We start from the raw sequence: 24,957 nt of genomic DNA, 5'->3' as shown, positions 1-24,957 counted from the left end.
CATGCAGCACCAAGAATCTACACACGGCCAGCCCCGCGCAAAAAAAAGCCTCGGCCAGCACTTTTTGAAGCGCGAGGACATCTGCCGCCGTATTGCCACGCTGCTGCTGCCCAAGCCCGAAGATTTGGTGCTTGAGATCGGCCCCGGCCCAGGCGCGCTGACCCGCGCCATTGAGGAACAGCCCCACGCCCGCCTGCTGCTGCTTGAAAAAGACCGCCACTGGGCGGCTGAGCGCCAGCGCCTTGGCGAGGCCCGCACCCAGGCGGTGCTGACAGATGCCCTGCGTTTTGACTGGCGGCGCATCACGCCCGATAAACCGTGGAAGGTCATAGGCAACCTGCCCTACAACGTGGCTTCGCCCCTCATATGGGACATTGTTTCGCGCGCAACGGGCTGGCAGCGCGCGGCCTTTATGGTGCAAAAAGAGGTGGGCCAGAGGTTGGCTGCACAGCCCAATACCAATCACTATGGTGCGCTTTCGGTCTGGGTGCAAAGCTACGCCCGCCCGCGCATGGAATTTATTGTGGGGCCGGGGGCCTTCAGCCCGCCGCCCAAGGTGGATTCTGCCGTGCTCTCTTTTGATCCTCTGCCACCAGAGCGCAGGCCAGCTCACCCCGAAATTCTGTCTCGCCTCTTGCGCGTGTGCTTCCAACAGCGCCGCAAACAGCTTGGCGGCGTTTTCAGACGCAGCGGTCAGCCGGGGCTTGAAGCCGCGCTGGAAAAGACAGGCATCGACCCAAGCTTGCGCCCGGAAGCCCTCGCCAATAAAGATTTTCAGGCTCTTGCCGCTTTTTGGGCCGAGCAGCTTGACAATAATGCATAAAAAGTTTTGAGTTTACGCACTGTCTTTTAGAACGTAACGCTTGGCGGCTTTTGCCGCCTGAGCTTGCTGGCAGAACAACTCAAGCCGGGGAATTTTCAGGAGGATGTGCTGATGACTAAAGCTGATCTGGTTGAAAAAATCGCCGCCAAGGCAAACCTGACCAAGGCTGCCGCCGAGCGTGCCCTCAATGCTTTTCTTGCTTCTGTGGAAGACGCTCTTGTAAAAGAGTCCAAACTGACCCTTACGGGTTTTGGCACCTTTGCGGTAGAAACCCGCAAAGCTCGTCAGGGGCGCAACCCGCGCACCGGCGATACGCTGACCATTCCCGCCTGCAAAATTCTCAAATTCCGTCCCGGCAAAATGCTCAAGGACTCCCTGAATTAAGCTTGAGCCGTTATGCCCTGGCATAGCGGCTTTTGATTTGCGCCAGCAGCCGCAAGGCTGTTGTCGACTGCTTTTGCCCAGCGCAAGGCAGAGAAGCGCTTCGCCAACGGTGCACCCGGTGCCCCCTGCAAGATGCCTCTTTGCCTTGCCGCTGGGAATCAGCAATTTGAAAAGCTGCCACCTTTTGCGGAAAATATTCATTTTCCCGCACTTGAGGCTTGCCTTTTTCTAAAGTGCGGGCTAAAAGAGCAGTTCATATTTTGCGGGCCATGGTCTAGAGCCGTGCCCCACCGCCGAAGGGGGTGATTTTCTTGCCCGGAGTTTTTCTTAACGACGACGACTATAACTTCGATATCGCACTGCGCCGCTTTAAGAAGCAGGTAGAAAAGGCGGGCGTTCTTTCTGAAATGAAGAAGCGCCAGCACTACGAAAAGCCCAGCGTTATGCGTAAAAAGAAGAAGGCCGCCGCCCGGAAGCGGCTGATGAAAAAGATCAGGAAGATGAACATGGCCTAGGCAACAATGCCTTGCGCCGCTTTGCAGGGCATTGCCCGGTAAACGGCAGGCCGCGCGATGCAAAGCCATCGCTCCGTTCATTCGGCCAGTTATGCGGGAGGCCCCTCGGGCTTCCCGCGTTTTCTGCTTTTCTCCACCCTCCACCCCACCACCGCCATGACTGTCACCACCACGCTTTTTGAGCAGATCGACGTTGACTATATCAAAGCCTACAAAGCCAAGGACAGTGTGCGCCTTACCGTGCTGCGCCTTCTCAAGACGGCGGTGAAGAATCGCCTGGTGGAACTCAAGCGCCCCGGCGGCAGCCTTGCCGACGAAGAAATGCTTGATATCATCATCAAGGAAGGCAAGCAGCGGCAGGATTCCATCGACCAGTTCACGGCAGCAGGCCGCACCGATCTGGCCGACAAAGAAGCGGCGGAGCTTGTCATTCTCAAGGAATACCTGCCCAAGCCTCTTTCGCCAGAAGAACTTGCAGCCCTTATTGACGCCACCGTGGCTGAAGTGGGCGCAACTTCCCCCAAGGATATGGGCAAGGTCATTTCTGCCATCATGGCGGGCCACAAAGGCCGTGTAGACGGCAAGGCTCTTTCGGAAGCCGTCAAAAAACGCCTCCAGCCGTAGCTTCAGGCGCATTCCACCTGGGGAAAACCCCCGTTTCAGTGTCCCGTTTTGAGTTGGCATGCAATCTTGCGGGAGTCGCCTCGTTTTGGAGCAAACAGCCTTGAGCAGCTCACTTCCGCCCCTTGGGCGACTGCCCGAAAGCTCCGCAGCTACAGCTGCGTTTGCCGGGTAATTTTGCTGCTGCGCAAGGGCAGACTGCCCGATGGCTCACGATTTTTTTCCGCACCACGGGCAAGCGCCGTTTTTTGCGCGCAAACCCAATGCTTTAAGGCAGTTCACGCATGATTCACGCCCGCACGCTCAACGCCCTTGAATTTCACCGCATTGCAGACCACCTTTCGGAATTGTGCCTTTCCGGCGTTGGCCGGGAACGCGCCGGGGCCATTGCCCCCCTTGAAGATGCAGAGGCTGTAACGCTTGCCGCGCGCATCTATGAGGAAGCCGCCGACTGGGCCAGCCGCCCAGCCGCAGGCGGCGCTGTTTTCTGCGTCTGTTCCTTCCCCGATGTCAGCGGCATGCTGCGCGCTGCGGCCACCAGCCGCGCCCACGCCTTTCAGCCCGATGTAGATGCTTTCTGGGCGTTACGCGAGGTGCTGCGCCTTGCCAGGGACGCCCACGCTTCCATTGCCCAGCCAGAAGCCGCCACCCGCTGGCCGCATCTTATGGCCATGGCCGATGGCTCTCCTCTGCCGGTTCAGCTCACTGCGGCCCTTTTGCGCTGTATTTCTGACGACGGCCTGCTGCGTGATGAAAGCTCGCCCGAGCTGTACCGCCTGCGCGGCGAACTGCGCCGCCTGCACCAAAGCTGCATGCGCAAGGTCAAGGACTTTGCCCAGCAGTACAACATGCTGGCATACCTGCAAGACGAGTTCATGACCCTCTCGTCCGACCGTTACGTGCTGCCCCTCAAGGCCAACTTCAAGGGCCGCATGCAGGGCATCATCCACGACTGGTCGCAAACGGGCGAGACCTGCTACTTTGAGCCCATGTTCTTGGTGGAGATCAACAACCGCCTTCAGGAACTGAAGCGCGAAGAACGCGAAGAAGAACGCAAGGTTCTGGTCTATTTGCGCAGCCTGCTTGAAGCGGAGCTGCCCGGTGCGCGCGCAGCCCTTGAACTGCTGGCCCAACTTGATGTTTTGCAGGCCAAGCGCAGGCTTGCCGCCCTCTTTGACGGCCGCTCGCTGCCCCTCACCCCTGTGGCGGAGGGCATTCAGCTTCTTGATGCCCGCCACCCCCTGCTCATGCTCAACCGCGTGGCAGAATCAGGCAAGGACGGCTCCAAGGCCGCCGCCGCTGCCCACAGCAAGGTGCGACCTCTGGATATCGTGCTGCGCCCCGGCGAGCGCGCCCTGGTCATCACCGGCGGCAATGCGGGCGGCAAAACCGTATGCCTCAAGACGCTTGGCCTCATTGCGGCCATGACCCTGAGCGGCCTGCCCGTGCCTGTGGGCGCGGGTTCGCACCTGCCTTGGTTCAGCAGGCTGGATGCCTTTATCGGTGACGAGCAGAGCCTTGCGGACAATGTTTCTACCTTCACCGCCCAGATCGAGCACCTCGCCAAGGCCTGGAAGCACCTGGACGCCAGCAGCCTTGTGCTGCTTGACGAATTTGGCGCAGGCACCGACCCGGCCCAGGGCGCTGCCCTTGCGCAGGCCGTACTTGACGAATTGCTGGACAAACATACCTTTGTTCTGTCGGCAACGCATTTCCCCGCGCTCAAAAGCTATGCCCTCACGCGCGAAGGCGCACGGGCGGCCTCCATGCTCTTTGATCCCCAAAGCAAAAAGCCTTTGTTCCGGCTTGCTTACGATCAGGTCGGGGCCAGTCAGGCACTGGATGTGGCGCGCGAACACGGCCTTGCCGAAAGCATTGTGCGCAGGGCGGAGCATTACCTTTTGCAGGACGGGCAAGACGCCACGGCCCTGCTTGGCAGGCTCAACGATCTGGCCGCAAAGCGGGAGGAAGAACTGGCGGAGCTCAAGCGCGAGCAGGATAAAACCCGCCGCCAGACGCAGGATCTGCGCGAAAAGCTTGAAAAGGAGCGCCTCCGTCTGCACGACGAGGTTCGCGCCCAGGCTGGCGACCTCATGCGCGCCTGGAAGGAAGGCCGCGCCACCCACAAGCAGGCGCTCAAGGAAATGTCGCGCCTGCGGGCCTCGCTGGCTCCCGCGCAGGATGAAACTGCGGATGGCGCGTCCGTGCTGCCCCAGCCCCAGACATTTGCGGCCGGGCAGGAAGTGTTGCACACCGTATTCAACAAGCGCGGCGTCATCACCGATGTGGACGAACGGCGCGGGCGGGTGCGGCTGGAAATGAACGGCGTGAACCTCTGGGCCGAAATGAAGGCCCTGCGCGTGCCGGGGCAGACAGCGCAAAGCCCCTCCAAAAGCGCCCTCAGGGGAGTTGTGGGCCGCACTTCCGCCAATGACGAGGCCGCATCCCTGCGCCTTGATATGCGCGGCATGCGCGCGGATGTGGCGCTGGCAGAGCTGGAACGCTTTATGGACAAGGCCTTGCTGGCCGGATTTTCAGAGGTGGAAGTGGTACACGGCAGGGGTACGGGCGCGCTGCGCCGTCAGGTACATGATTTTTTGCGGAGTTTCCCCGCTGTGGGGCAGTTTGCCCTTGCGCCGGAAGACCGGGGCGGCGATGGAATGACCATAGTAACCTTTCGCTAATTACGGGCGTGTGACCCATGCAGTCCAAGGACGCAATCCGCGCCATTAAAGAGCGCCTGAATATCGTTGACGTGGTGCGCCGCTATGTTGAACTCAAGCGCAACGGGCCGCGCTGGGTAGCGCCCTGCCCATTCCACCAGGAAACCAAGCCGTCCTTTTCCGTCAACGAGGATCAGGGGCTTTTTTACTGTTTCGGCTGCCACGCCTCAGGCGATGTGTTTGATTTTTACAGCCGCATCAACGGGCTGGAGTTTAAGGAAACGCTCGAACAGCTGGCTGCGGAAGCTGGCATTACCATTGACCGAGGCCCGCGAGATCCCCAACGGGACGGGCAGGAACGCAAGCAGCGCTCTGCGCGGCAGCAGATGCTGCGCATGTACGAGCTCGCGGCAGGCCATTTTGCCTCGGCCCTGCAAAGTCCCGAGGCGGAAGAATGCAGGCGGTATATAGAAAAACGCGGTTTGAGCGATGAGATAGTGCAGCGCTTTGGTCTTGGCTGGGCCAGGCGCGAATGGCAGTCGCTGGCTGATGCCCTGCGCCGTGCGGGCTTTGACATGCGCATGGCCGCAGAGGCCGGCCTTGTGGGGCAGGCAAGCAGCGGGCGTCCCTACGACAGGTTTCGCGGGCGGCTCATTTTTCCCATCAAGAGTCTTTCCAACCAGATAATCGCCTTTGGCGGGCGCATTATCGCCGATGAGGAAGAAGCCAAGTATATCAACAGCGCCGACACGCCCCTCTACAAGAAGGGCGAGCACCTTTACGGGCTGGCGCAGGCGCGGCGCGGCATTGTGACCAAAGGCCGAGCCATGTTGACAGAAGGCTACATGGACGTGCTCACCCTGCACCAGTTCGGCTACGACAATGCCGTTGGCGTGCTTGGCACGGCTCTGACGCCAGAACAGATAAAACGCCTTTCGGGCTTTGCATCGCAAATGACCCTGCTGTTTGACGGCGACCGCGCCGGACGCAAGGCAGCCTTGCGCTCGTGCGAAATGCTGCTCACGCGCGGCCTTTCGTGCAATGTGGTGATCATGCCCGAAGGTGAAGACATAGACAGTTTGCTGCGCGGAGCTGGCCCCGAGGCCTTTGAGGCCTTGCAGGCACAGGCCCCGGATGGTCTGCGCTTTTGCGTGGACGTGCTCAAGGCCCTGGCCCCGCGCGAAACAGTGGAATGGGCGCGCAATTTTTTGCGCCAACTGGATATTCCAGAGCTGATCAGCCCCTATATTTCACGGCTGGCGGCTCATTTGCAGCTTTCGGAAGCCGACCTGCGCGAGGGCATAGCCGGGGCGCGGGGGCAACGCAAAGACGGCCAGCCACAGGGGGGCTCCGCCTCGCGGACGCGCCAGAACATACGCGACCGCGAAATAATGATGTTTGCCGTGCGGTATCCCCACCGCCTGCGTGCTATGCAGGAAATGGGGGCAGACCTTGCCTTGAGGTCTGAAATAGCCCGGAGGCTGTGGGACAAGATTGAAACTCACGGCCCGGAAGAAGTGTTCCATCAGCTTGACGAACGGGAAAAAAACTTCTGGTGCAAATGTCGCGGCCCGGAAGCCGCGCCATGCGACAGCGGCGAAAAAGAACTCGAATTATTGCGACAGTCGCTAGATCAATACTACGCCTCAGCTCAGGCCTCCTCCCTGTCCGCTGCCATGCGGGCCAATACAGGCATAGGTGACTTTGAAGCTGATTTGGATTATCTTCGCGCACTTAAGGAAACCTTGGAGAAAGGGCATGAGCAATCTTAAAGATATCCAGCAGATACAATCCCTTATTGCCAAAGGCAAGGGCGCGGGCTTTCTGACCTTTGAAGAGGTCAACAAGGCTCTGCCTGTTGAAATGAGCACGCCGGAGCAATTTGAGGAAATCATCGGCATCTTTGAACAGCTCGAAATCGTCATTGTGGATTCGGAAAAGGACGGAAAAAAGATTTCCGCCGCCGCCACCGAGACTGACGAAGATATTACCGAAGGTTCGCTGGATCTGACTGAAGACGAGGACACAGCGGACTATTCCTCGCGCAGCACCGACCCCGTGCGCATGTACCTGCGCGAAATGGGCGCCGTGCCCCTGCTCGACCGCGATGGCGAAGTTGTCATCGCCAAAAAGATCGAAATGGGTGAACAGGACGTGCTCTACGCCCTGGTTGAAGTGCCTGTGGCCGTTGAAGAACTCATCAATGTGGGCGAAGACCTGCGCCAGAACCGCGTCAAACTGAAGGACGTGGTCAAAACCATTGAAGAAGACGACCCCAGCGAAGACGAAATGAACCAGCGCACCCGCGTTATTCTGCTGCTGGACGAAATCAAGCAGACCTTCAAGAAAAAACGCAAGATTTACAAAAAGCTGGACGCATGCGCCTGCATGGATCGCCGCGTTACCGCAGTGCAGAAAGAAATCATCAGCTTCAAGGATGAAATCGTCACCCGCCTGCGCGACATCAAACTGGAAAAGACGCTCATTGACCGCATCATTGAAACGGTCGAGGACTACGTGCGCCAGATGCACAACTGCCAGCGCGACCTGTCGGCCTACATTCTTTCCACCGGGCGCACCCAGGCGGAAATTCAGGCCATGTTTGACGGCCTTGAAAAGCGCGAGGTCAACCCCAACGATGCGGCCCGCGACCTCAAGCTGAGCGTGGACGAGCTGTTTTCGTTCAAGGAAATGATCATCGGCAAGATCGAAATTCTCAGCCGCCTCCAGGAAAAGTGCTGCCATAACGTCACTGATCTTGAAGAAGTGCTGTGGCGCATCAAGCGCGGCAACACCGCCGCCATGCGCGCCAAGCAGGAGCTGATTCGCTCCAACCTGCGCCTGGTTGTTTCCATTGCCAAAAAGTACACCAACCGTGGCCTCCAGTTCCTTGACCTTATTCAGGAAGGCAACATCGGCCTGATGAAGGCCGTGGACAAGTTTGAATACCAACGCGGTTACAAGTTTTCGACCTACGCCACGTGGTGGATCCGTCAGGCCATTACCCGCGCCATCGCGGATCAGGCACGCACCATCCGTATTCCCGTGCACATGATCGAAACCATCAACAAGCTTATCCGCACCTCGCGTTACCTTGTGCAGGAACTGGGCCGCGACCCCACGCCCGAGGAAATCGCCGAGCGTATGGAATACCCGGTGGAAAAGGTCAAAAAAGTGCTCAAGATCGCCAAGGAGCCCATTTCGCTTGAGACGCCCATTGGCGATGAAGAAGATTCGAGCCTCGGCGACTTTATTGAAGACAAAAAGGCCGTTGCACCGGCTGAAGAAGTCATCAATACCAAGCTGTCCGAACAGCTGGCCGCCGTGCTGGCCGACCTTACCCCGCGTGAAGAACAGGTGCTGCGCAAGCGCTTTGGCATTGCAGAAAAGAGCGACCACACCCTTGAAGAAGTGGGCAAGCTCTTCAATGTCACGCGCGAACGCATCCGGCAGATCGAGGCCAAGGCCCTGCGCAAGCTCCGCCACCCCGTTCGCAGCCAGCCCCTGCGTTCCTACTACGAAAACTGATTCATTGCGCAAGCCCGGCGGGTTGACCTGCCGGGCTTGCACGGTCATTATCCCATTGACCCTTACGCCACTCTGACAGCAACGGACGAGCACCGCACCCATGCTGAGCCACATGCAACAGCTTTTCCGCTGGCCCCATTTTTCGGGCGGCAAAAATCATACTATAGCGCAAGCCTTTGCGCTTATTCTTCTGTGCCTGCTGGCACTGACAAGTGCTGCTGGCGCTGCGCCTGCGGCAGAATCCCTGCCCAATCCACAGGGCAAGGTCGCCAAATGTTTTGACGGCGACACGTTAAAGCTCACGGACAGGCGCACCGTACGCCTTGCAGGCATTGATGCCCCTGAAATGGACCGGGGCAAGCATAAACCCCAGTACTACGCCCGCGAAGCCTTTGACCAGCTTACCAAGCTGGCTCAGGGCAAGGATGTGCGCCTTGTGGCCGTGGATGCCAAGGGCAAGGATCATTACGGACGCGTGGTGGCCGATGTTATCCTGCCTGACGGGCATTCCCTGTCCGACACGATGGTTCGCAACGGCGCGGCCTTTGTGTACCCGCACAACGACCTCAATCCCCATTTTCAGGAAAGGCTGCGCAAGCTCCAGCACGAGGCCATTGCCGCCCGGCGCGGCATGTGGGCGCAAGTGCTCACCCTGCCCGCCGCCAAAAAAACCTATCTGGGCAACCGCGAATCCATGCGCTTTTTCCCTACCGACTGCGCTGAAGTACAGCACATAAAGCCCCGCAATCGCGTGTTTTTCGGCACGCTCATGGATGCCTTTATGGCTGGCTACGCCCCGGCGCGTCCCTGCAACTTCTGGCCGCAAGTAAAATGAACACCACTTCTCCCCTGCTTGAGCAACAGGCTCTTGTCATATTTTCCGGCGGGCAGGATTCCGCCACTTGCCTCGCTTGGGCGCTCAGCCGATTCAAACAGGTGCTGACGCTGGGCTTTGACTACGGCCAGCGTCACTCTGTGGAGCTTGCCTGCCGCAAACGTGTCCGCGAGGGCATTGCCGCCCTCAATCCGCAGTGGGCGCAACGCCTGGGGCCGGACACCCTGCTTGGTCTAGATATTTTCCGCCAGCTGGCAGATACGGCCCTGACCTCTGACGCGCCCATTGAAGAACACGGCGCCAACGGCCTGCCCAACACCTTTGTACCTGGCCGTAACCTCATATTTATTCTGCACGCCGCTGCATGGGCTTACGCCAAGGAAATCCGCCACATGGTGCTGGGCGTCTGCCAGAGCGATTACTCCGGCTATCCCGACTGCCGGGACGACAGCATCAAGTCCATGCAGGTTGCCATAAACAGCGGCATGGACGCCAGTTTTACGCTGCACACGCCGCTCATGTGGCGCAGCAAAAAAGACGCCTGGATGCTGGCCCGCAGCCTTGGCGGCGATGCGCTGGTCAACCTGATTGTGGAAGAAAGCCACACCTGCTACATGGGCCAGCGCGGGCAGCGTTACCCCTGGGGTTATGGCTGCGGCGACTGCCCGGCCTGCCGTCTGCGCGCTGCGGGTTATACCGCCTATGCCGAGGCGCAGGCAGCCTGCGCGCAAAACCCGCTGGAGGATGAGGCCTGATGTCCAAAAAACTGCTCAGCGCGGATCAGGGTGTGGAAGCAGCCTGTATTCTGTTTCAGCTCAACAGCAAGACTGCCGACATCATCAATATGGCCAGCGGCGCGCAGATGCCGGATGAATATCTGTCAGGCCCCGGTGCGGATATGTTCTGCGCGGAGTGGCGGGCCTTTGTGCATGCGGTGGTTACTGCCGCCATCATGCATCATGCGCCCAATACCGTATTTTTGGCCTATCTGCGCCAGACGGGCAATCTGCTGGCAGCCGCCAGCAATGACTTTGACGGCGCGGACGAGAAAGCTGTCAACGCTGCCCTCAACGCCTTTGTGGACGGCCCCTTTGCCGAATACATGCCCCTGCTCGCGCAGGAACAGCAGGTTCGCTGCCCGGAACTGTTCTGCCAGCGCCTTGCGGTGCAGGCCGCAAACCTGCGCGGTCAGGCCACCCCGCCGGACGACCACGCCAAGGCCCGCCTCGCTGCTGTTATGGCCCTGATTATCAGCGCCGTGTGGGACAAACTGGAACAGTACGACATTCAGCCAGACTAGACGCGTAGGGCGGAATACTTTGATTTTGATTCAAAAGTCATAGGGTGTAGCACCGCAAAATAATTTTCCGCCCAGGATACAAAAGCGCCGGGATTTTGATCCAACAAAATCCCGGCGCTTTCTTTTTTAGAACGACTTTTGACTTATTTCTTTCCCAAAAGTTCCAGCATTGACTCGGCGATATTATTGGTGCGCAGGCCCACAAGCTCGCGCAGGCGCAACTGGCTGCCGTGCTCCACAAAGTGGTCGGGCAGGCCAAGGCGTTTGATGCGCTGGCCGCGCATAAGGCCACGGTCATTCCAGAATTCCAGCACTGCGGACGAAAAACCGCCAGCCAGCACGCCTTCTTCCACCATAAGGATACGATCAAAGTTCTGAGCGATTTCAACCAGTTGTTCTTCCGGCAAGGGTTTGATCCAGACAGGGTCAAACACAAAGGGTTTTACGCCTGTCTGACGCTCCACCATGGCCGCAGCTTCCAGCGCCGGATGCGCGCGGTTGCCCAGGGCTATCACTGCAAGGCCTTCGCCCTGTTGCAGCACTTCGCCCCTGCCGGGGGTCAGCAGGCGGGGCGCGCCGTCGGGGGCAACGCCAAAGGCGCTGCCACGCGGGTACCGCAGGGCACACGGGCCGGAATGGCACAGGGCTGTATGCAGGCAGTGCCGCAACAGATTTTCATCGCGTGGGGCCAGCATGGTAATGTTAGGAATATGCCGTAAATAGGCAATATCAAAGGCTCCGTGGTGGGTCGCGCCGTCCTCGCCCACAAGGCCCGCACGGTCTACGCAGAAGGTAACGGGCAGGTTTTGCAGGCAGACATCGTGCACAACCTGATCGTACGAACGCTGCAAAAAGGTGGAATACACGGCCAGTGCGGGCCGATAGCCCTGGCTGGCAAGGCCCGCCGCAAAGGTCACGGCGTGCTGCTCGCAAATGCCCACATCCACAAAGCGGTCGGGGAAGCGAGCGCGGAACTTGTCCGTGCCGGTGCCTTCGGGCATGGCTGCCGTAATGGCGATAATCTTGTCGTTATGCTCGGCAAGCTCGGTCAGCGTATTGCTGAACACCGTGGTGAACGAGGGCAGCTTGGCTGTGGAAGCCACAGGTTGCCCGGTTTCGGGCGTGAACAGGCCGATGCCGTGGTACAGTGTGGGATTTTTCTCCGCTGGGCCGTAGCCCTTGCCCTTCTGGGTGCGCACGTGCAGCAGCACCGGGCCATCCTCAATGGCGGCAGCCATTTCCAGATGGCGGCGCAGGCTTGTGATGTCGTGCCCGTCCACCGGGCCGATGTAGTTGAAGCGAAAAGCCTCAAACAGCATACCCGGCGTAAAGAAGGACTTGAAGCTCCACTCGCCGCGCATGGCGTACACTGCCAGCTTCTGGCCGATGCGCGGGATGGAACGCAGGAAATTGAGCACTTCCTTACGGGTTTGCCGCACCCAGCGCTGCGACAGTGTGCGGCTCAAAAACAGCGAAAGCGCGCCCACATTGGGGGAAATGGACATTTCATTGTCATTGAGCACCACAATAAGCCGCCGCCCCATGTGACCCGCGAGATTCAGCCCTTCAAAGGCCTCGCCCGCCGTCAGCGAGCCATCGCCGATGACAGCCAGCACGTGGTGCTTGAGACAGGAAAGATCACGGGCCAAAGCCATGCCCAGGGCCGCAGAAATGGACGTGGAAGAATGCCCCACGCCAAAATGGTCGTACGGGCTTTCTGCCATGCGCGGGAAGCCGGAAATGCCGCCAAATGACCGCAGGGTGTGAAAATCCTTGGCGCGCCCGGTCAGCAGCTTGTAGGCGTAGGCCTGATGGCCCACGTCCCAGATGAGCTTGTCGTGCTCCACATTAAAGGTCGCCAGCAGGGCCAGCGTCAGCTCAACCACGCCCAGCGAGGGCGCAAGATGCCCGCCGTTGCGGGAGACGGTTTCAATGATGCGGCTGCGCACCTCGCCAGCCAGTTGGACAAGCTGCGCGTCAGAAAACTTGTTCAGTTGCGCCGGGCTGCTCACAGCGTCCAGCAATGCGCTCTCTGTGGTGTCCATTTAGGCCGCCCTCGTTACCGTGTAGTCGGCCAATGCGCGCAGAAAATCCGCTTCCTGTCCGTCAAACGGGGCCAGCGCGTCCTGCGCGGCCTGTGCTTGCGCGCGCGCCAGTTCACGGCTTTTTTCAAGCCCCAGCAGGGCGGGATAGGTGCTCTTGCCCTGTTCCTCGTCGCTGCCCGCAGGTTTGCCCAGAGTTTCAGTGTCGGAAACCACATCAAGGATGTCGTCCGCAATCTGAAAGGCCACGCCAAGCGCAGCGCCGTAGGCGGCAATTGCATCGCGCGCGGGCGTTTCAGCCCCGGCAAGGATGGCCCCGCATACGCACGATGCCCGCAGCAGCGCCCCTGTTTTCATGGCGTGCACGGCGCGCATCTGCTCAAGCGTAATAGAAGACGCGCCCGTATAGATCATGTCCCATTCCTGCCCGCCCACCATGCCGGAAGACCCCGCCGCAAACGAAAGCTCGGCCACGGCGTCCAGCACACGGTCCGGGGATTCCGCAGTGCGGCACATGACCATGAAGGCGTCCGTCAGCAGACCATCGCCCGCCAGTATGGCCGTGGCTTCATCAAATGCCTTGTGATTCGAGGGCTTGCCCCGGCGCAGATCATCATTGTCCATGGCGGGGAGGTCGTCATGGATGAGAGAATAGGTGTGGATCATCTCGATAGCGGCAGCAAAGGGCATGCTGCGCTGTGGCGAAAGCCCGCACAGGGCGGCAGTGCTCAGGCACAAAACAGGGCGCAAACGCTTGCCCCCGGCTTGCAGACTGTACAGCATGGAATCCTTGAGCCTTTGCGGCACATCACGGCCGTCAAGACAGGTGGCCAGATAGGCTTCCACATCCTTGCCCCGTGCGTGCAGCAGGGCCTTCATGTCAGCAACGCTCATCATCGCCTATTCCGCCTCCTCTTCTGCGTTCAGCCCGCTTGACGCCACAGGGCGTGACTCAAGGGGACGAGCCTGACCATCCTGCCAGATTTCAAGCTCATGCCGGGCTTTGTCGAGCTGCTCGCGGCAATAGCGCGAACACGCCGCTCCTTCCTTATACAGGGCCATGCCCTTTTCCAGAGGCAGGTCGCCGCTTTCAAGCGCCGCAACGATCTCCTGAAGCCGGGCCATCTTTTTTTCAAACGTATTGTCTGTCTTGGCGCTCATGGATTGTTTCCCTTGGCGTTCCCGGTTGTCAAAAAAGGCTGCGGATCAACCGACTCGCCCTGAACCAGAAGCGAAAGATGCAGATGCGGCCCGGTAACACGGCCCGTGGCCCCCACCAGACCAATAACCTGCCCCTTGCGCACCTGATCGCCATTTTGCACCAGTATTTCAGAGAGGTGCAGATACGCGGTGAACACCCCTTCGCCGTGATTGATGTACACTACATTACCAGAGAAGTACAAATTCCCCGTAAGGCCCACCTGCCCGTCAGCGCAGGCAAGTACAGGCTGCCCCTGCGGGCCGCGCAGATCAAGGCCCTTGTGCACCCCGCGAGGCTGCCCGTTGAACACGCGCTTGAGGCCGTACAGGCTTGAAACATCGCCAGGCACAGGCCGCACAAAGGGCAGCACCCAGAAGCGTTCGGGCAGGCGTTGGGCCAGGGCCTGGCGCACCAACTCCCTGTCGGCCTTGATGCGCGCCATCTCCGCCGCCGGGGGATCAACATATTTTTTATCCACGTTCAGCTTCTGCACCGGACGGTCTTTGTCAAAAAAAACAATTTTGCGCGCTACAGCGGGGGCATCCTTGCCATTGCCCGTGAAGACGGCAAGATCGCACGCGGATTCCTTTTCTTCCAGCGGCACGGGCAGCAGCATGACGGCCTGCCAGCGCGTTGCAGCACCCGCAGCGGTGTTGGCGCTCACCTGCTCCGCCCTGGCCTCGTAGGTCTTGCCCAGCCAGCTGAACGTAAAGGACTTTGCGGGCGCGTCGCTCACCGCCAGGGCGGGAAAAGCATCCCCTCTGGCTACGGATTCGGGCGCGTCAAGCGCAAGGGCTGATGTGGGGGATGGCGCAGCAGGAACGGCTGAAGGAACAAAAAGAAAAGCCCCCGCCAACAGAACCATGAGCATGCGCGTGAGCACAAACATCAGCTATTCCGTCCTTGTTTTTTGGCAACCGGCACCGCGCCTGTATCCGAGTCAGGCGCACAGTCAGTTACAGCGTCTGGCGCAACATCTGGCAGCACATTGCTGACCACGGCAGCAAGGCTGCCATCCGCCAGCCGCACCGTGATGGCACTGCCCGCGGGGGCCGCCGTCACCGTGCGCAGCAGGCCGCCATCCGCACCACGCACAAGGGCATAGCCGCGCTTGAGGGGCGCGAGGGGATTGGCGGCTGCCAGAGCAAATTCGCATTTTTCCAGTTCCCGCCCTGTGCGGGCAAGCATTTCCTGCCCTGCCGACTGCAGGCGCTGCCGCACGGCATCATACCGCTGCTCCTGCGCGGCCAGCATGCGCGGCATGGCCGCAGCCAGACTGGCGGAAAGCGACTCGACCCTGCTGCCCAGCACATCCAGCCGCGAGAGGTTGAAGGCATTTTGCAGAGCGCGCTCAAACCTGTCGCGCCGGGCCTCCGTGGCATCGAGCCACTGCCGCGCGGCCCTGTGCAAGGAGCGGTGCAAGCCGTCAAGCTGCTCCGCAAGGCGGGCCTGATGCCGCATGGGCGAAAACCAGCGCAAGGCGTTTTCAAACTGGGCAAGGCTTTGCCCCGCTGTTTCCAGCCGCCGCCGCGCCGCCCGCACAAGAGCGGCCTCCGCCTCGTCAACCTTTTGCATCAGCTCGGCCCGCGCAGGCCAGAGCAACTGGGCCGCATGCGAGGGCGTTGCCGCGCGCAGGTCTGCTGTCATGTCGGCAAGGGTAACATCCACCTCATGCCCAATGCCCGCAAGCACTGGCAGACGCGACTCAAACACGGCCTCAGCCACGGCTTCTTCATTAAAAGCCCACAAATCTTCCAGCGAACCGCCGCCGCGCACCAGCACCACGGCCTGTGCCCAACCCTGCGCGTTGGCCTCGTGCAAGGCCCGCACAATTGAAGGCGCGGCTTCGGCACCTTGCACCAGAGCCGGGAACAGACGAATGCGCGCCCCGCTGCCCCGGCTGGCCGCAAGCTCCATAAAATCATGGAGAGCCGCGCCCGTTGGGGAAGTGATAAGGGCCACGCGCTGCGGATCGTACGGCAAGGGCCGTTTACGCTCGTGGCTAAAGTAGCCCAGAGCCGCCAGCTTGCGCTTGCTGGCCTCAAAGGCCTGCGCAAGCAACCCCTCGCCTGCTGGCTGCACCAGCTCCACGGCAAGCTGATACTGCCCGCGCGGCGCATACAGGGTGATGCGCCCTGCGCAGAGCACATCCAGCCCGTTGCGCAAAAGTTCCAGCGGCGAAGGACGCGGCGCGTCAAAAACTTCGCCTGTCAGCGGATCAAAACCCTGACTGTTCTGCCGCTGCATGTGCCTGAACCACACGCACTGCAACTGCGCATCGGCATCCTTGAGGGTAAAATAGACATGCCCCGAGCCGGGACGGGTAAGGTTCGTCACCTCGCCCCGCACCCAGACAAAGGGAAAACGTCCCTCAAGGGTTTTGCGCAGCTGTTCCGTGAGTTCACGGACAGACAGTATGGCTTCCTGCATGGTGCTCCGTGTGCGGCAGTATATCAGAAAACGTCGTTGAGATTTTGTTGCTGAAGGGGCGCTAAAAGCGCCCCTTCTACCAAAACCAGCAGCTCTCCCCCTGCTGCGTGCGTCATGTTCTGCATCACGCCCAATACAAAGGGGAAGGCTTGTTTTTCGTCAGTACAGCCCCTAGGCCTGCTGCTGCGCCCACCCCTCGCGAACCTTGGCGGCCCAGGCGGAAAAGGCTTCAGCCATGGCATCGGCGGGCAGTTCGCCCTTTTCGCCGCTGCGGCGATCCTTGCATTCCACAATGCCCTTGGCAAGGCCCTTGCCGCCAACCACAAGCTGCATGGGAATACCCAGCAAATCAGCATCCTTGAACTTGACGCCGGGGCGTTCGTCGCGGTCGTCCATGAGCACGTCCACGCCCATATCCTTGAGCATGGCGTAAATCTGCTCGACCTTGGCGTTGACTTCTTCATTGCGCGGGTCAAGGTTCAAAAGGATGCAGTCGTAAGGAGCCAGCGGCGGCGGGAACACAATGCCGTGCTCATCGTTGTTCTGCTCGATGGCTGCGGCGGCCACGCGGGAAACGCCGATGCCGTAGCAGCCCATGATCATGATCTGTTCCTTGCCGTTTTCGTCAAGGAAGGCGGCATGCATGGCATCGCTGTATTTGCGGCCAAGCATGAACACGTGGCCCACTTCAATGCCGCGCGTCAGCTCAATGCGGCCACCGCAGCGGGGGCATGTGTCTTCTGGCGTGATGGCTCGCAGGTCGGCCCAGGCGGTCACCGTGGCGTCGCGCTTGAGGTCAACATGCACAAGGTGGGCATCGCCGGCGTTGGCACCTACCACGTAATCTGTAGCGCCTTGCAGCTCGGCATCGGCGTAGACCGGAATTTCCAGCCCCACAGGCCCGGCAAAGCCCACCGGTGCCTTGGTGATTTGCTGCACGGTGGCAGCGTCGGCCATGACCACATCCTGCGCGTTGAGCAGGTTCTTGAGCTTGATGTCGTTCACTTCGCGGTCGCCGCGCACAAGCACGGCAACGGGCTTGCCGTCCACCTTGAAGAGCATGGTTTTGACAACGGAGGAGGCAGGCACCCCCAGCAGGGCCGCCACTTCTTCCACCGTGTGGGCATTGGGGGTGGCGACCTTTTCCGCCGGAGCGCAGGTCTCCGTGCAGGGCTTGCCGTTCCAGGCCACTTCGGCGCGCTCCACGTTGGCCGCGTAATCGCAGTGATGGCAGAAAGCGATGGTGTCTTCGCCCGTTTCAGCCAGCACCATGAATTCGTGCGAGAAGTTGCCGCCGATGGAGCCGGAGTCGGCCTCAACTGGGCGGAACTTGAGGCCAAGGCGCTGGAAAATACGCTTGTAGGCCGCGTGGCAGGCCCAGTAATTCTGCTGTGCGCCTTCTTCCGTGGCGTCAAAGGAATAGCCGTCCTTCATGATAAATTCGCGCCCACGCATGAGGCCGAAACGGGGGCGGATTTCATCGCGGAACTTGGTCTGAATCTGGTACAGACGCACAGGAAGCTGACGGTAGGAGCGCACTTCGCCGCGCACGAGGTCGGTGATGACTTCTTCGTGCGTGGGGCCAAGGCAGTATTCGCGCTCGTTGCGATCCTTGAAGCGCAGCAGTTCCTTGCCGTAATGCTCCCAGCGGCCCGATTCTTTCCACAGGTCGGCGGGCTGCACCATGGGCATGAGCAGTTCTTCAAAGTAGGCGGCGGCCATTTCTTCGCGCACGACGCGGCTTATTTTTTCAATCACCTTCAGGCCCAGCGGCAGATAGGTGTACATGCCCGAGGTAAGCCTGCGCACCATACCGGCGCGCAGCAAAAGCTTGTGGCTGATTACCTCGGCATCCGCCGGAGATTCCTTGAGGGTGGGAATATAGCAGTTGCTGAAACGCATTACTGTGATTCCTTTTCGTTGAGCAGTTGTTGCAGTTCTTCCATAAAAGCCGCCAGCAGGGCCTCCTGCCCTTTGACCGAGCGGATGACCTCGCCCTTGCGAAATATGATGCCCTTGTCGCGCCCGCCCGCAACGCCCAGATCGGCCTCGCGGGCCTCGCCCGGCCCGTTGACCACGCAACCCATGACCGCCACCTTGATGTCGGCCTTGGAGGTGGCTAAACGGTCTTCCACCGCACGGGCCAGCGAAAACAGGTCAATCTCCGTGCGCCCGCATGTGGGGCACGAGATTATTTCCGGCCCGCGCGAGCGCAGGCCAAGGGCGCGCAATATTTCCCACGCCACGGTTACTTCTTCCACCGGGTCGGCGGTGAGCGAAACGCGCAGGGTGTCGCCAATGCCCTCGTGCAGCAGAATACCAAGCCCCACGGCAGATTTTACCGTGCCGCGCATGAGGCCCCCGGCCTCGGTAACGCCGATGTGCAGGGGGTAGTCGCAAGCTTCGGCAAGCTTGCGGTAGGAGGCAATGGTATCAAGCACAGAGGAGGACTTGAGCGAAATTTTGGTATTGTAAAAGCCGCGCGCCTCAAGCATGCGCACATGGGTGAGAGCACTTTCCACCAGCGCCTCGGGGCAGGGGCCGCCGTACTGCTGGAGCAGGCGCTTTTCTACCGAGCCGGAGTTTACCCCCACGCGAATGACCGCCCCGTGGGCCTTGGCGGCATCCACCACGCGGTCCACGTGCTCCTTGGGGCCGATATTGCCGGGGTTGATGCGCAGGCCTTCAAGCCCGGCCTCCAGCGAGGCCACAGCAAGGCGGTAATCAAAATGTATGTCCGCTATGAGCGGCAGGCGCGTACCCGCGCGGATGGCTGGCAGGGCCGCAACGGCGGCCTCGTCCGGCACAGCGACGCGCACGGCCTCGCAGCCGCGTGCCTCAAGCCGCGCAATCTGCGCAAGCGTTGCCTCGGCATCGCGGGTGTCTGTATTGGTCATGCTCTGCACCATAACAGGCGCACCGCCGCCAATGGAAAGCCCGCCCAGACGGATGGCGCGGGTTGTGTGCTTTTGCATGCTTCCCTCACAAAAACGAGTGGAGCCACGGCCTAAAGCCACGTCACTCCGTAAACGAGTCTTCTATGCTATTTCCCCCTGCAAGCCAAGTGCGCGCAGCACGGGCCTCGCTGCGGCCTTTGCGGCAAGCCTTGCCGCATGCATGGAGTTTATGTGCCGCATAAAACCCCATTTGGACAGCATGGCAGTAAGCGACCGTGGGGCAAATACGATGTATGGAACGTGTCTTGCAAAGTTCTGAAAAAAGGCCTCAGGCTGACGTTTTTTCCGTCAGCACTCAAGTTGACGGCCATTGTGACGATAAGACTATGGTAAGAGCAGTTCCGCTGGGCTGTGGGCAATAGCCCCCGGCAAGCGAGGAATTATCCCGCCTGGGATCCATCGGGATCACGGCGCGAGGAGCTGCATCAGAGCAATTTCACTCGGGGTTTGTATGCATATAATGCCGCGTCTTCTTATGCTTTGCGCACTTTTGCTGCCGCTCTTTTCCGGCTGTAGCAAAAGCGGGCCTTCCGCGCTTTCGCCCGGCTATACGGACGCCGTGGAGCTGAAGCTCAAAAGCCGCGAACTGGCCGAGCAGATGCTTGCCACCATGCCCAACGACGCCATTCAGGGCTTTGTGGCCATGCCCACGGCCTTTGTGAACCAGAACAACACCTCGCAAAGCTCGCCCATGGGCCGGTTCATGGCTGAATCTCTGTTTTATGAATTCAACCAGCGGGGCTTTCCCACGCGCGAATACAGGCTGAACGGGGCCATCAACGTGCAGGGCGGGCGTGATGACCTTGCACTTGCCGCCAACCAGATGGTTTCAACCACAGGACAAAAATGGGCCGCCCTTGTTGTGGGCACCTATTATGTGGACAAGGACGCAACCTTTATCAACGCCCGGCTGGTGCGCGCCAGCGATGGCCTTGTGATGCGTACGGGCCAGCTTGTGCTGGTGAATACGCCCATTGTGACGCGCATGGCCGAGGCCGACGCGCCACCGCCAGTAAAGGCCACAGCCAGCAGCGCCCCAGCCAAACCGGCCCCAACTTCGCTCTATACGCCTGCCAGCAGCATCAGCAGCGGCACGCTTGTAATCAAACAAGGCCGGTAAGCCGGAATTGCCATGAAAAAAACGTTGAACAACATCTGCGCACTTTGCCTTATGGCCGCATGCGCCCTGCCCCTTGCGGCACTGCCAGCCAGCGCGCTGGCCGACAGCATGTCGTCTTACAACGGACAGGCCAATGATGCCCAGGCAAAGCGCGAGGCAAAGGAACGGGCCAACTATCTTTCTGATGCCAACGAGCACAGCATGGTCTATCTTGGTCAGGCCCGTCAGTTCCGCGAACAGGGACGCTATGAGCTTGCGCGGCAGCGCTATCTTCAGGCTCTTTCCATCTGTGCCGACGACCAGACCCTTTATGTCATAAAAAGGGAGCTGAACGGCGTTGAACTGCTTTTGCGCACCATGCGCTGAGGATCACCATGAACCGCTTTTTCATTACCATTCTTGTGCTTGCGGCCCTGCTTTTTCCGCTCACGGCGGCGGCAGCCGGAAACGTGCCCACTGCTGCCGTGAGCATTGCCAAGCAGCTTGACGAACAGATCATGATGCGCTTTTCGGGCGACAGTCAGGACATGAGCCGTAAAGACCGCGAATCCTTGGCCCGCGCCCGCATCATGATCATGGGCACCACCCCGGTCAACATCAACAACCTTGATGAAGCATCCCCGCTGGCGCGCCAGATGACGGAAGAAATCTCCCGCTGGCTCATCAATGCGGGCTACCGCTTTCAGGAACTGCGCAAGGGGCGCGATATCCGCTTTGACAAGCTCAAGGGCGAATTTATCCTGACGCGCGATGTGCGCCAGCTTGCCAGCCCCAGCGGCACCAGTCAGGCAATACTGGCGGGCACCTATGTGACCACCAGCGATCAGGTGCGCTTCAGCATCCGGCTTATCCACACCTCAAGCAATGAGGTACTGGCCATGGGCACGGCCACTGTGCCCATTACAGACGACCTGCGGCCCCTCGTGCGCGAACCCCGCCCCGGCGACGGGCTTGCACCCTCCGTGAGCACACGGCTTCAGTAGCGTCCTTGCCTCATACGCGCTTTGCGTCTATAACATGCCCGCGCCTGTCTGTTTGACGGCGCGGGTTGCCTTTGTGGCAGCCGCTGTTTTCAAAAATTCCGTTTTGCCCGCCGGGGCAATTGCGTAAACGATCCGTGAACCCGGGCCGCTGATTTTGCAGGCGGCCAATCCCGCGCGGGCACGCCGCCCACTGCGGGCTATACGCCTTTTTGCGCGCAGCAAGGAGACAACATGTCGCTCAGTATTGGTATTGTGGGCCTGCCCAACGTTGGCAAATCCACCCTTTTCAACGCCCTGACCAAGGCCCAGAATGCCCAGGCCGCCAATTACCCTTTCTGCACCATCGAACCCAACAAAGCCACGGTGGCGGTGCCGGACAAACGGGTGGATGCCCTGACCGCCAAGGCCAAGCCCAAGAAGACCATCTACGCCAGCGTGGATTTTATCGACATTGCAGGTCTGGTGCGCGGCGCAAGCAAGGGTGAAGGGCTGGGCAATCAGTTTTTGGGCAACATTCGCGAATGCGCGGCCATTGTGCATGTGGTGCGCTGCTTTGAGGATGAAAACATCACCCACGTGGACGGCGGCGTTGACCCCCTGCGCGATGTGGACACCATTGAAACCGAACTGCTGCTGGCCGACCTGCAAAGCGTTGAAAAGCGTCTGGACAAGCTGCAAAAGCTTGCCAAGTTTGACAAAAACGCCAAGGCGTCTGCAGAAATCATGCAGACCCTGCTGGCTCAGCTTAACGACGGCAAGCCCGCGCGGGGATTTGACCTGCCTGATAACGAAAGCTTCCTGACCACATGGCGCGAACTTGGCCTGCTCACGGCCAAGCCCGTTATTTATTGCGCCAATGTGGATGAAGCCGCTGTTGCCGAAGGCAATGAATTTTCCGCAAAACTTGAAGCCTTTGCCAAGGAACGCCAGTCGGGCTTTGCGCGCATCTGCGCCAAGCTTGAGGAAGAACTGCAAGGCCTGCCCGATGAGGAACAGGCGGAACTGCTCTCCTCCTACGGCATTGATGAAAGCGGCCTTGTACGCATCATCCACACCGGCTACGCAACCCTTGGCCTGTACAGCTACTTTACCGCCGGGCCGGACGAAGTCCGCGCCTGGACCATCCACAAGGGCTGGAAGGCCCCGCAGGCCGCTGGCGTTATCCATACCGACTTTGAACGGGGCTTTATCCGGGCCGAAGTTATTTCCTACGCCGACTACATGAGCCACGAAAGCGAAGCCGCTTGCCGCGCCGACGGAGTCTTGCGCGTGGAAGGCAAGGAATACGTGGTTAACGACGGCGATGTCATGCACTTCCTGTTTAACGTGTAGGGGCTGTTTCTAAATAATTCTTTTGGCCGATCACTGCGTCATCCAGCATTTTTTACTCCTGTCATGGACAAAAAGCGCTGCTGTCTTTATCCGTAGCTTCCTTCGTCGCAACGGCAAAAGCGAGTCCACTCCTGTCGTAAAAAATACTGTTTTCCTTGTCCTCGGCGCAAAATCTTTTATTTAGAAACAGCCCCTAGAGCAGATTAACTTTGAAATACTTCTCATTTCAAAGTGCTCATTATATAAGGCCAAAAGGCTCTGTTCCTGTGGAACAGAGCCTTTTTTATGACAAAAGCCGCCCGGAGCTGACGCTCCGGGCGGCTGTATTGTCTCATGGTCTGGGGGCTGTTCCTAGTTGGCGCGGCGGCCAATGCAGAAGTACGCAAACCCACGCTGCGCCATGAAGTTGGGCGAGTACAGGTTGCGGCCGTCAAACAGCAGGGGGGCGGTCAGCAGGCCCTTGATCTTGTCGAAATCGGGGTTGCGGAACTGGTTCCACTCCGTAACCACCAGCAGGGCCTGAGCGCCTTCGCATGCGCCGTACTGGCTGTCCACAATTTCAACCAGCTTATTATCTTTGAAGATTTCGCGGGCATTATCGGCGGCAACCGGGTCAAAGGCGCGAACCTTCATGCCGGCGGCGGTAAGCTCGTTGACAATGCTGATTGCAGCGGCTTCGCGCATGTCATCGGTATTGGCCTTGAAAGCCAGCCCCCACAGCGCAAGGGTTTTGCCCTTCACGCCGCCCTGCGGAGCAAAATATTCCATGATGCGGCCAGCCATGTGCTTTTTCTGCCGGGCGTTGACGTCTTCCACAGCGTTGAGCAGCTTGGGTTCCACGCCAGCCTTTTCAGCGGTGTGGATGAGCGCCTTTACGTCCTTGGGGAAGCACGAACCGCCGTACCCCACGCCGGGGTAGATGAACTGATAGCCAATGCGGGTGTCGGAGCCGATACCGGTGCGCACGTCACGCACATCCGCGCCCACTTTCTCGCAAATGGTGGCGATTTCGTTGATAAAGGAAATTTTGGTGGCAAGCATGCAGTTGGCCGCATACTTGGTCATTTCTGCGCTGCGCACGCCCATGACGATGATCTTGTCGCGGGTGCGGGCAAAGGGCGAATACAGTTCGCGCATCAGCGAAGCAGCACGGTCGGAATCCGTACCAAGCACAACGCGGTCGGGCTTCATGAAGTCGGAGATGGCGTCGCCTTCCTTGAGGAACTCAGGGTTGGAAACCACGTCCACCTTGTAGGACACGCCGCGCGCGGCAAGCTCTTTTTCCACGAGCGCGCGCACTTCGTCAGCGGTACCCACGGGAACCGTGGATTTGTCCACAACCACGAGGTCGTTCTGCATGTGGCGGCCAATTTCGCCAGCCACCTGACGCACATAGCTCAGATCGCACGAGCCGTCGGGCTGGGGCGGGGTGCCAACGCAGATAAAGGCGCAGTCGGCATCCGCAATGCCATCTTCAAGACGGGTAGTAAACTTGAGGCGGCCATCAGTACGGCTGTGGCGAACCATGGGTTCAAGACCGGGTTCAAAAATATGCACGGAACCGGCATTGAGCTTTTCCACCACAGCCGGGTTAACATCCACGCAGGTCACGGTATTACCCATTTCAGCAAAGCACGCGGCGCTGACCAAGCCAACATAGCCGGTCCCGATAATGCACAACTTCATACAAAATTTCTCCGTACGTTCCCACAGCCAGCGCGCTTGACGTTACAGCGGGGAACGGGTCAGAATAGTTTAGGTTGAAAGGCAACCAATACGCTAATTTTTTTTAATGGGCAACAGCCCTATTTGCAGTACATTCCGCCCGTACTGCATATGGTGGATAACTGATGATCATAGGCATTGGGACAGACATTACGGAACTGGCACGTATCAAGGCAAGTTACGACAGGTTTGGGGAGCGCTTTTTGCAAAAGATCCTTACCCCAGATGAACTGAAACTCGTGCCGGAAAGCCCTATTGCCTACATTTCCGGTCGGTTTGCCGCCAAAGAGGCAGCGGTCAAGGCGCTCGGCACTGGCTTTAACGAGGGAATTGGCCCTCACCATATAGAAGTGCTGCGCGGCCCTGCGGGGCAACCCCAACTCCATTTGCACGGCCCTGCACTTGTGCGGGCTGAAGCTCTGGGCATGCGCGCCGCCCACATTTCCATAAGTCATGACCGCAACGCCGCCGTGGCGGTTGTGGTGCTGGAGGCATAGC

23 protein-coding genes are annotated in these 24,957 nt (G+C 59.6%); 15 read left to right on the top strand and 8 right to left on the bottom strand.

Annotated features, from left to right (window positions below; genetic code table 11):
* The first annotated feature begins 1 nt into the window (after position 1).
* The 10 genes from rsmA to ACUZ79_RS08680 all read left to right on the top strand — a co-directional run bounded on the left by rsmA (position 2) and on the right by ACUZ79_RS08680 (position 10,669).
* Positions 2 to 823: a 16S rRNA (adenine(1518)-N(6)/adenine(1519)-N(6))-dimethyltransferase RsmA gene (gene rsmA, locus ACUZ79_RS08725; RefSeq protein ID WP_449251343.1), complete on the top strand. Its 822-nt coding sequence runs from the start codon at positions 2 to 4 to the stop codon at positions 821 to 823.
* 111 nt (positions 824 to 934) lie between these two features.
* Positions 935 to 1,207, top strand: coding sequence for an HU family DNA-binding protein (locus tag ACUZ79_RS08720; protein ID WP_022659306.1), 273 nt, complete (start codon positions 935 to 937; stop codon positions 1,205 to 1,207).
* A 311-nt stretch (positions 1,208 to 1,518) separates the two neighbouring features.
* Positions 1,519 to 1,722: a 30S ribosomal protein S21 gene (rpsU, locus tag ACUZ79_RS08715; protein WP_183718206.1), complete on the top strand. Its 204-nt coding sequence runs from the start codon at positions 1,519 to 1,521 to the stop codon at positions 1,720 to 1,722.
* Between the two features lie 156 nt (positions 1,723 to 1,878).
* Positions 1,879 to 2,346: a GatB/YqeY domain-containing protein gene (locus tag ACUZ79_RS08710; protein WP_240824581.1), complete on the top strand. Its 468-nt coding sequence runs from the start codon at positions 1,879 to 1,881 to the stop codon at positions 2,344 to 2,346.
* A gap of 281 nt (positions 2,347 to 2,627) precedes the next feature.
* A complete protein-coding gene (locus ACUZ79_RS08705; protein WP_449251342.1) occupies positions 2,628 to 5,027 on the top strand; it encodes an endonuclease MutS2 in 2,400 nt (799 codons plus the stop codon).
* Positions 5,028 to 5,044: 17 nt separating this feature from the next.
* A complete protein-coding gene (gene dnaG, locus ACUZ79_RS08700) occupies positions 5,045 to 6,778 on the top strand; it encodes a DNA primase (RefSeq protein WP_449251341.1) in 1,734 nt (577 codons plus the stop codon).
* Positions 6,765 to 8,534 (top strand): RNA polymerase sigma factor RpoD, encoded by a 1,770-nt coding sequence (gene rpoD, locus ACUZ79_RS08695; RefSeq protein ID WP_022659301.1) that lies wholly within the window; start codon positions 6,765 to 6,767, stop codon positions 8,532 to 8,534. The genes dnaG and rpoD overlap by 14 nt, the downstream gene beginning before the upstream one ends.
* 112 nt (positions 8,535 to 8,646) lie before the next feature.
* Complete coding sequence (locus tag ACUZ79_RS08690) at positions 8,647 to 9,369, top strand: thermonuclease family protein (protein WP_449251340.1); 723 nt, start codon at positions 8,647 to 8,649, stop codon at positions 9,367 to 9,369.
* Positions 9,366 to 10,124, top strand: coding sequence for a 7-cyano-7-deazaguanine synthase QueC (gene queC, locus ACUZ79_RS08685; protein ID WP_240824501.1), 759 nt, complete (start codon positions 9,366 to 9,368; stop codon positions 10,122 to 10,124). The genes ACUZ79_RS08690 and queC overlap by 4 nt, the downstream gene beginning before the upstream one ends.
* Complete coding sequence (locus ACUZ79_RS08680; protein ID WP_449251339.1) at positions 10,124 to 10,669, top strand: serine/threonine protein kinase; 546 nt, start codon at positions 10,124 to 10,126, stop codon at positions 10,667 to 10,669. The genes queC and ACUZ79_RS08680 overlap by 1 nt, the downstream gene beginning before the upstream one ends.
* Before the next feature lie 143 nt (positions 10,670 to 10,812).
* Here the strand turns inward: ACUZ79_RS08680 and dxs are convergent, their stop codons facing one another.
* From dxs to ispG, 7 genes are all read right to left on the bottom strand, one after another.
* The gene (dxs, locus tag ACUZ79_RS08675; protein WP_449251338.1) at positions 10,813 to 12,714 is read right to left on the bottom strand and encodes a 1-deoxy-D-xylulose-5-phosphate synthase; all 1,902 of its coding nucleotides are present in this window, start codon (positions 12,712 to 12,714) and stop codon (positions 10,813 to 10,815) included.
* The gene (locus ACUZ79_RS08670) at positions 12,715 to 13,608 is read right to left on the bottom strand and encodes a polyprenyl synthetase family protein (protein ID WP_449251337.1); all 894 of its coding nucleotides are present in this window, start codon (positions 13,606 to 13,608) and stop codon (positions 12,715 to 12,717) included.
* Positions 13,609 to 13,611: 3 nt separating this feature from the next.
* Positions 13,612 to 13,872: an exodeoxyribonuclease VII small subunit gene (gene xseB, locus ACUZ79_RS08665; RefSeq protein WP_240824504.1), complete on the bottom strand. Its 261-nt coding sequence runs from the start codon at positions 13,870 to 13,872 to the stop codon at positions 13,612 to 13,614.
* Complete coding sequence (locus tag ACUZ79_RS08660) at positions 13,869 to 14,801, bottom strand: M23 family metallopeptidase (RefSeq protein WP_449251336.1); 933 nt, start codon at positions 14,799 to 14,801, stop codon at positions 13,869 to 13,871. The genes xseB and ACUZ79_RS08660 overlap by 4 nt, the downstream gene beginning before the upstream one ends.
* Complete coding sequence (gene xseA / locus ACUZ79_RS08655; protein ID WP_449251335.1) at positions 14,801 to 16,342, bottom strand: exodeoxyribonuclease VII large subunit; 1,542 nt, start codon at positions 16,340 to 16,342, stop codon at positions 14,801 to 14,803. Before xseA ends, ACUZ79_RS08660 begins: the two co-directional genes overlap by 1 nt.
* 171 nt (positions 16,343 to 16,513) lie before the next feature.
* Complete coding sequence (locus ACUZ79_RS08650) at positions 16,514 to 18,244, bottom strand: proline--tRNA ligase (RefSeq protein ID WP_449251334.1); 1,731 nt, start codon at positions 18,242 to 18,244, stop codon at positions 16,514 to 16,516.
* Entirely contained in the window at positions 18,244 to 19,317 is a 1,074-nt protein-coding gene (gene ispG / locus ACUZ79_RS08645; protein WP_240824508.1) for a flavodoxin-dependent (E)-4-hydroxy-3-methylbut-2-enyl-diphosphate synthase, read from the bottom strand. Before ispG ends, ACUZ79_RS08650 begins: the two co-directional genes overlap by 1 nt.
* 442 nt (positions 19,318 to 19,759) lie before the next feature.
* Between ispG and ACUZ79_RS08640 the strand changes: the two genes are divergently transcribed.
* From ACUZ79_RS08640 to ychF, 4 genes are all read left to right on the top strand, one after another.
* Positions 19,760 to 20,419 carry a FlgO family outer membrane protein gene (locus tag ACUZ79_RS08640; protein ID WP_449251333.1) on the top strand — a complete coding sequence of 220 codons (660 nt, stop codon included), beginning with the start codon at positions 19,760 to 19,762 and terminating at the stop codon, positions 20,417 to 20,419.
* 12 nt (positions 20,420 to 20,431) lie between these two features.
* Positions 20,432 to 20,785 (top strand): hypothetical protein, encoded by a 354-nt coding sequence (locus ACUZ79_RS08635; protein WP_192111967.1) that lies wholly within the window; start codon positions 20,432 to 20,434, stop codon positions 20,783 to 20,785.
* 8 nt (positions 20,786 to 20,793) lie between these two features.
* Positions 20,794 to 21,402 carry a FlgO family outer membrane protein gene (locus ACUZ79_RS08630; protein ID WP_449251332.1) on the top strand — a complete coding sequence of 203 codons (609 nt, stop codon included), beginning with the start codon at positions 20,794 to 20,796 and terminating at the stop codon, positions 21,400 to 21,402.
* 231 nt (positions 21,403 to 21,633) lie between these two features.
* A complete protein-coding gene (gene ychF, locus ACUZ79_RS08625; protein WP_215647852.1) occupies positions 21,634 to 22,734 on the top strand; it encodes a redox-regulated ATPase YchF in 1,101 nt (366 codons plus the stop codon).
* A gap of 351 nt (positions 22,735 to 23,085) precedes the next feature.
* Here ychF and ACUZ79_RS08620 read toward each other — a convergent pair whose 3' ends face one another.
* A complete protein-coding gene (locus ACUZ79_RS08620; protein WP_449251331.1) occupies positions 23,086 to 24,420 on the bottom strand; it encodes a UDP-glucose dehydrogenase family protein in 1,335 nt (444 codons plus the stop codon).
* 164 nt (positions 24,421 to 24,584) lie between these two features.
* Between ACUZ79_RS08620 and ACUZ79_RS08615 the strand changes: the two genes are divergently transcribed.
* Positions 24,585 to 24,956 (top strand): holo-[acyl-carrier-protein] synthase, encoded by a 372-nt coding sequence (locus ACUZ79_RS08615; protein ID WP_449251330.1) that lies wholly within the window; start codon positions 24,585 to 24,587, stop codon positions 24,954 to 24,956.
* Position 24,957 lies beyond the last annotated feature (1 nt).

Source organism: Desulfovibrio faecalis (genome assembly GCF_053570625.1).
Note: the sequence above shows the minus strand (reverse complement) of the source record. Positions and strands in the feature narration are given on the sequence as shown.

Excerpts from the sequence above, each read along its gene's own strand:
- rsmA (WP_449251343.1), top strand. The coding sequence starts at position 2 with ATGCAGCACCAAGAATCTACACACGGCCAGCCCCGCGCAAAAAAAAGC.
- ACUZ79_RS08720 (WP_022659306.1), top strand. The coding sequence starts at position 935 with ATGACTAAAGCTGATCTGGTTGAAAAAATCGCCGCCAAGGCAAACCTG.
- ACUZ79_RS08710 (WP_240824581.1), top strand. The coding sequence starts at position 1,879 with ATGACTGTCACCACCACGCTTTTTGAGCAGATCGACGTTGACTATATC.
- ACUZ79_RS08705 (WP_449251342.1), top strand. The coding sequence starts at position 2,628 with ATGATTCACGCCCGCACGCTCAACGCCCTTGAATTTCACCGCATTGCA.
- dnaG (WP_449251341.1), top strand. The coding sequence starts at position 5,045 with ATGCAGTCCAAGGACGCAATCCGCGCCATTAAAGAGCGCCTGAATATC.
- rpoD (WP_022659301.1), top strand. The coding sequence starts at position 6,765 with ATGAGCAATCTTAAAGATATCCAGCAGATACAATCCCTTATTGCCAAA.
- ACUZ79_RS08690 (WP_449251340.1), top strand. The coding sequence starts at position 8,647 with ATGCAACAGCTTTTCCGCTGGCCCCATTTTTCGGGCGGCAAAAATCAT.
- queC (WP_240824501.1), top strand. The coding sequence starts at position 9,366 with ATGAACACCACTTCTCCCCTGCTTGAGCAACAGGCTCTTGTCATATTT.
- ACUZ79_RS08680 (WP_449251339.1), top strand. The coding sequence starts at position 10,124 with ATGTCCAAAAAACTGCTCAGCGCGGATCAGGGTGTGGAAGCAGCCTGT.
- dxs (WP_449251338.1), bottom strand. The coding sequence starts at position 12,714 with ATGGACACCACAGAGAGCGCATTGCTGGACGCTGTGAGCAGCCCGGCG.
- ACUZ79_RS08670 (WP_449251337.1), bottom strand. The coding sequence starts at position 13,608 with ATGATGAGCGTTGCTGACATGAAGGCCCTGCTGCACGCACGGGGCAAG.
- xseB (WP_240824504.1), bottom strand. The coding sequence starts at position 13,872 with ATGAGCGCCAAGACAGACAATACGTTTGAAAAAAAGATGGCCCGGCTT.
- ACUZ79_RS08660 (WP_449251336.1), bottom strand. The coding sequence starts at position 14,801 with ATGTTTGTGCTCACGCGCATGCTCATGGTTCTGTTGGCGGGGGCTTTT.
- xseA (WP_449251335.1), bottom strand. The coding sequence starts at position 16,342 with ATGCAGGAAGCCATACTGTCTGTCCGTGAACTCACGGAACAGCTGCGC.
- ACUZ79_RS08650 (WP_449251334.1), bottom strand. The coding sequence starts at position 18,244 with ATGCGTTTCAGCAACTGCTATATTCCCACCCTCAAGGAATCTCCGGCG.
- ispG (WP_240824508.1), bottom strand. The coding sequence starts at position 19,317 with ATGCAAAAGCACACAACCCGCGCCATCCGTCTGGGCGGGCTTTCCATT.
- ACUZ79_RS08640 (WP_449251333.1), top strand. The coding sequence starts at position 19,760 with ATGCCGCGTCTTCTTATGCTTTGCGCACTTTTGCTGCCGCTCTTTTCC.
- ACUZ79_RS08635 (WP_192111967.1), top strand. The coding sequence starts at position 20,432 with ATGAAAAAAACGTTGAACAACATCTGCGCACTTTGCCTTATGGCCGCA.
- ACUZ79_RS08630 (WP_449251332.1), top strand. The coding sequence starts at position 20,794 with ATGAACCGCTTTTTCATTACCATTCTTGTGCTTGCGGCCCTGCTTTTT.
- ychF (WP_215647852.1), top strand. The coding sequence starts at position 21,634 with ATGTCGCTCAGTATTGGTATTGTGGGCCTGCCCAACGTTGGCAAATCC.
- ACUZ79_RS08620 (WP_449251331.1), bottom strand. The coding sequence starts at position 24,420 with ATGAAGTTGTGCATTATCGGGACCGGCTATGTTGGCTTGGTCAGCGCC.
- ACUZ79_RS08615 (WP_449251330.1), top strand. The coding sequence starts at position 24,585 with ATGATCATAGGCATTGGGACAGACATTACGGAACTGGCACGTATCAAG.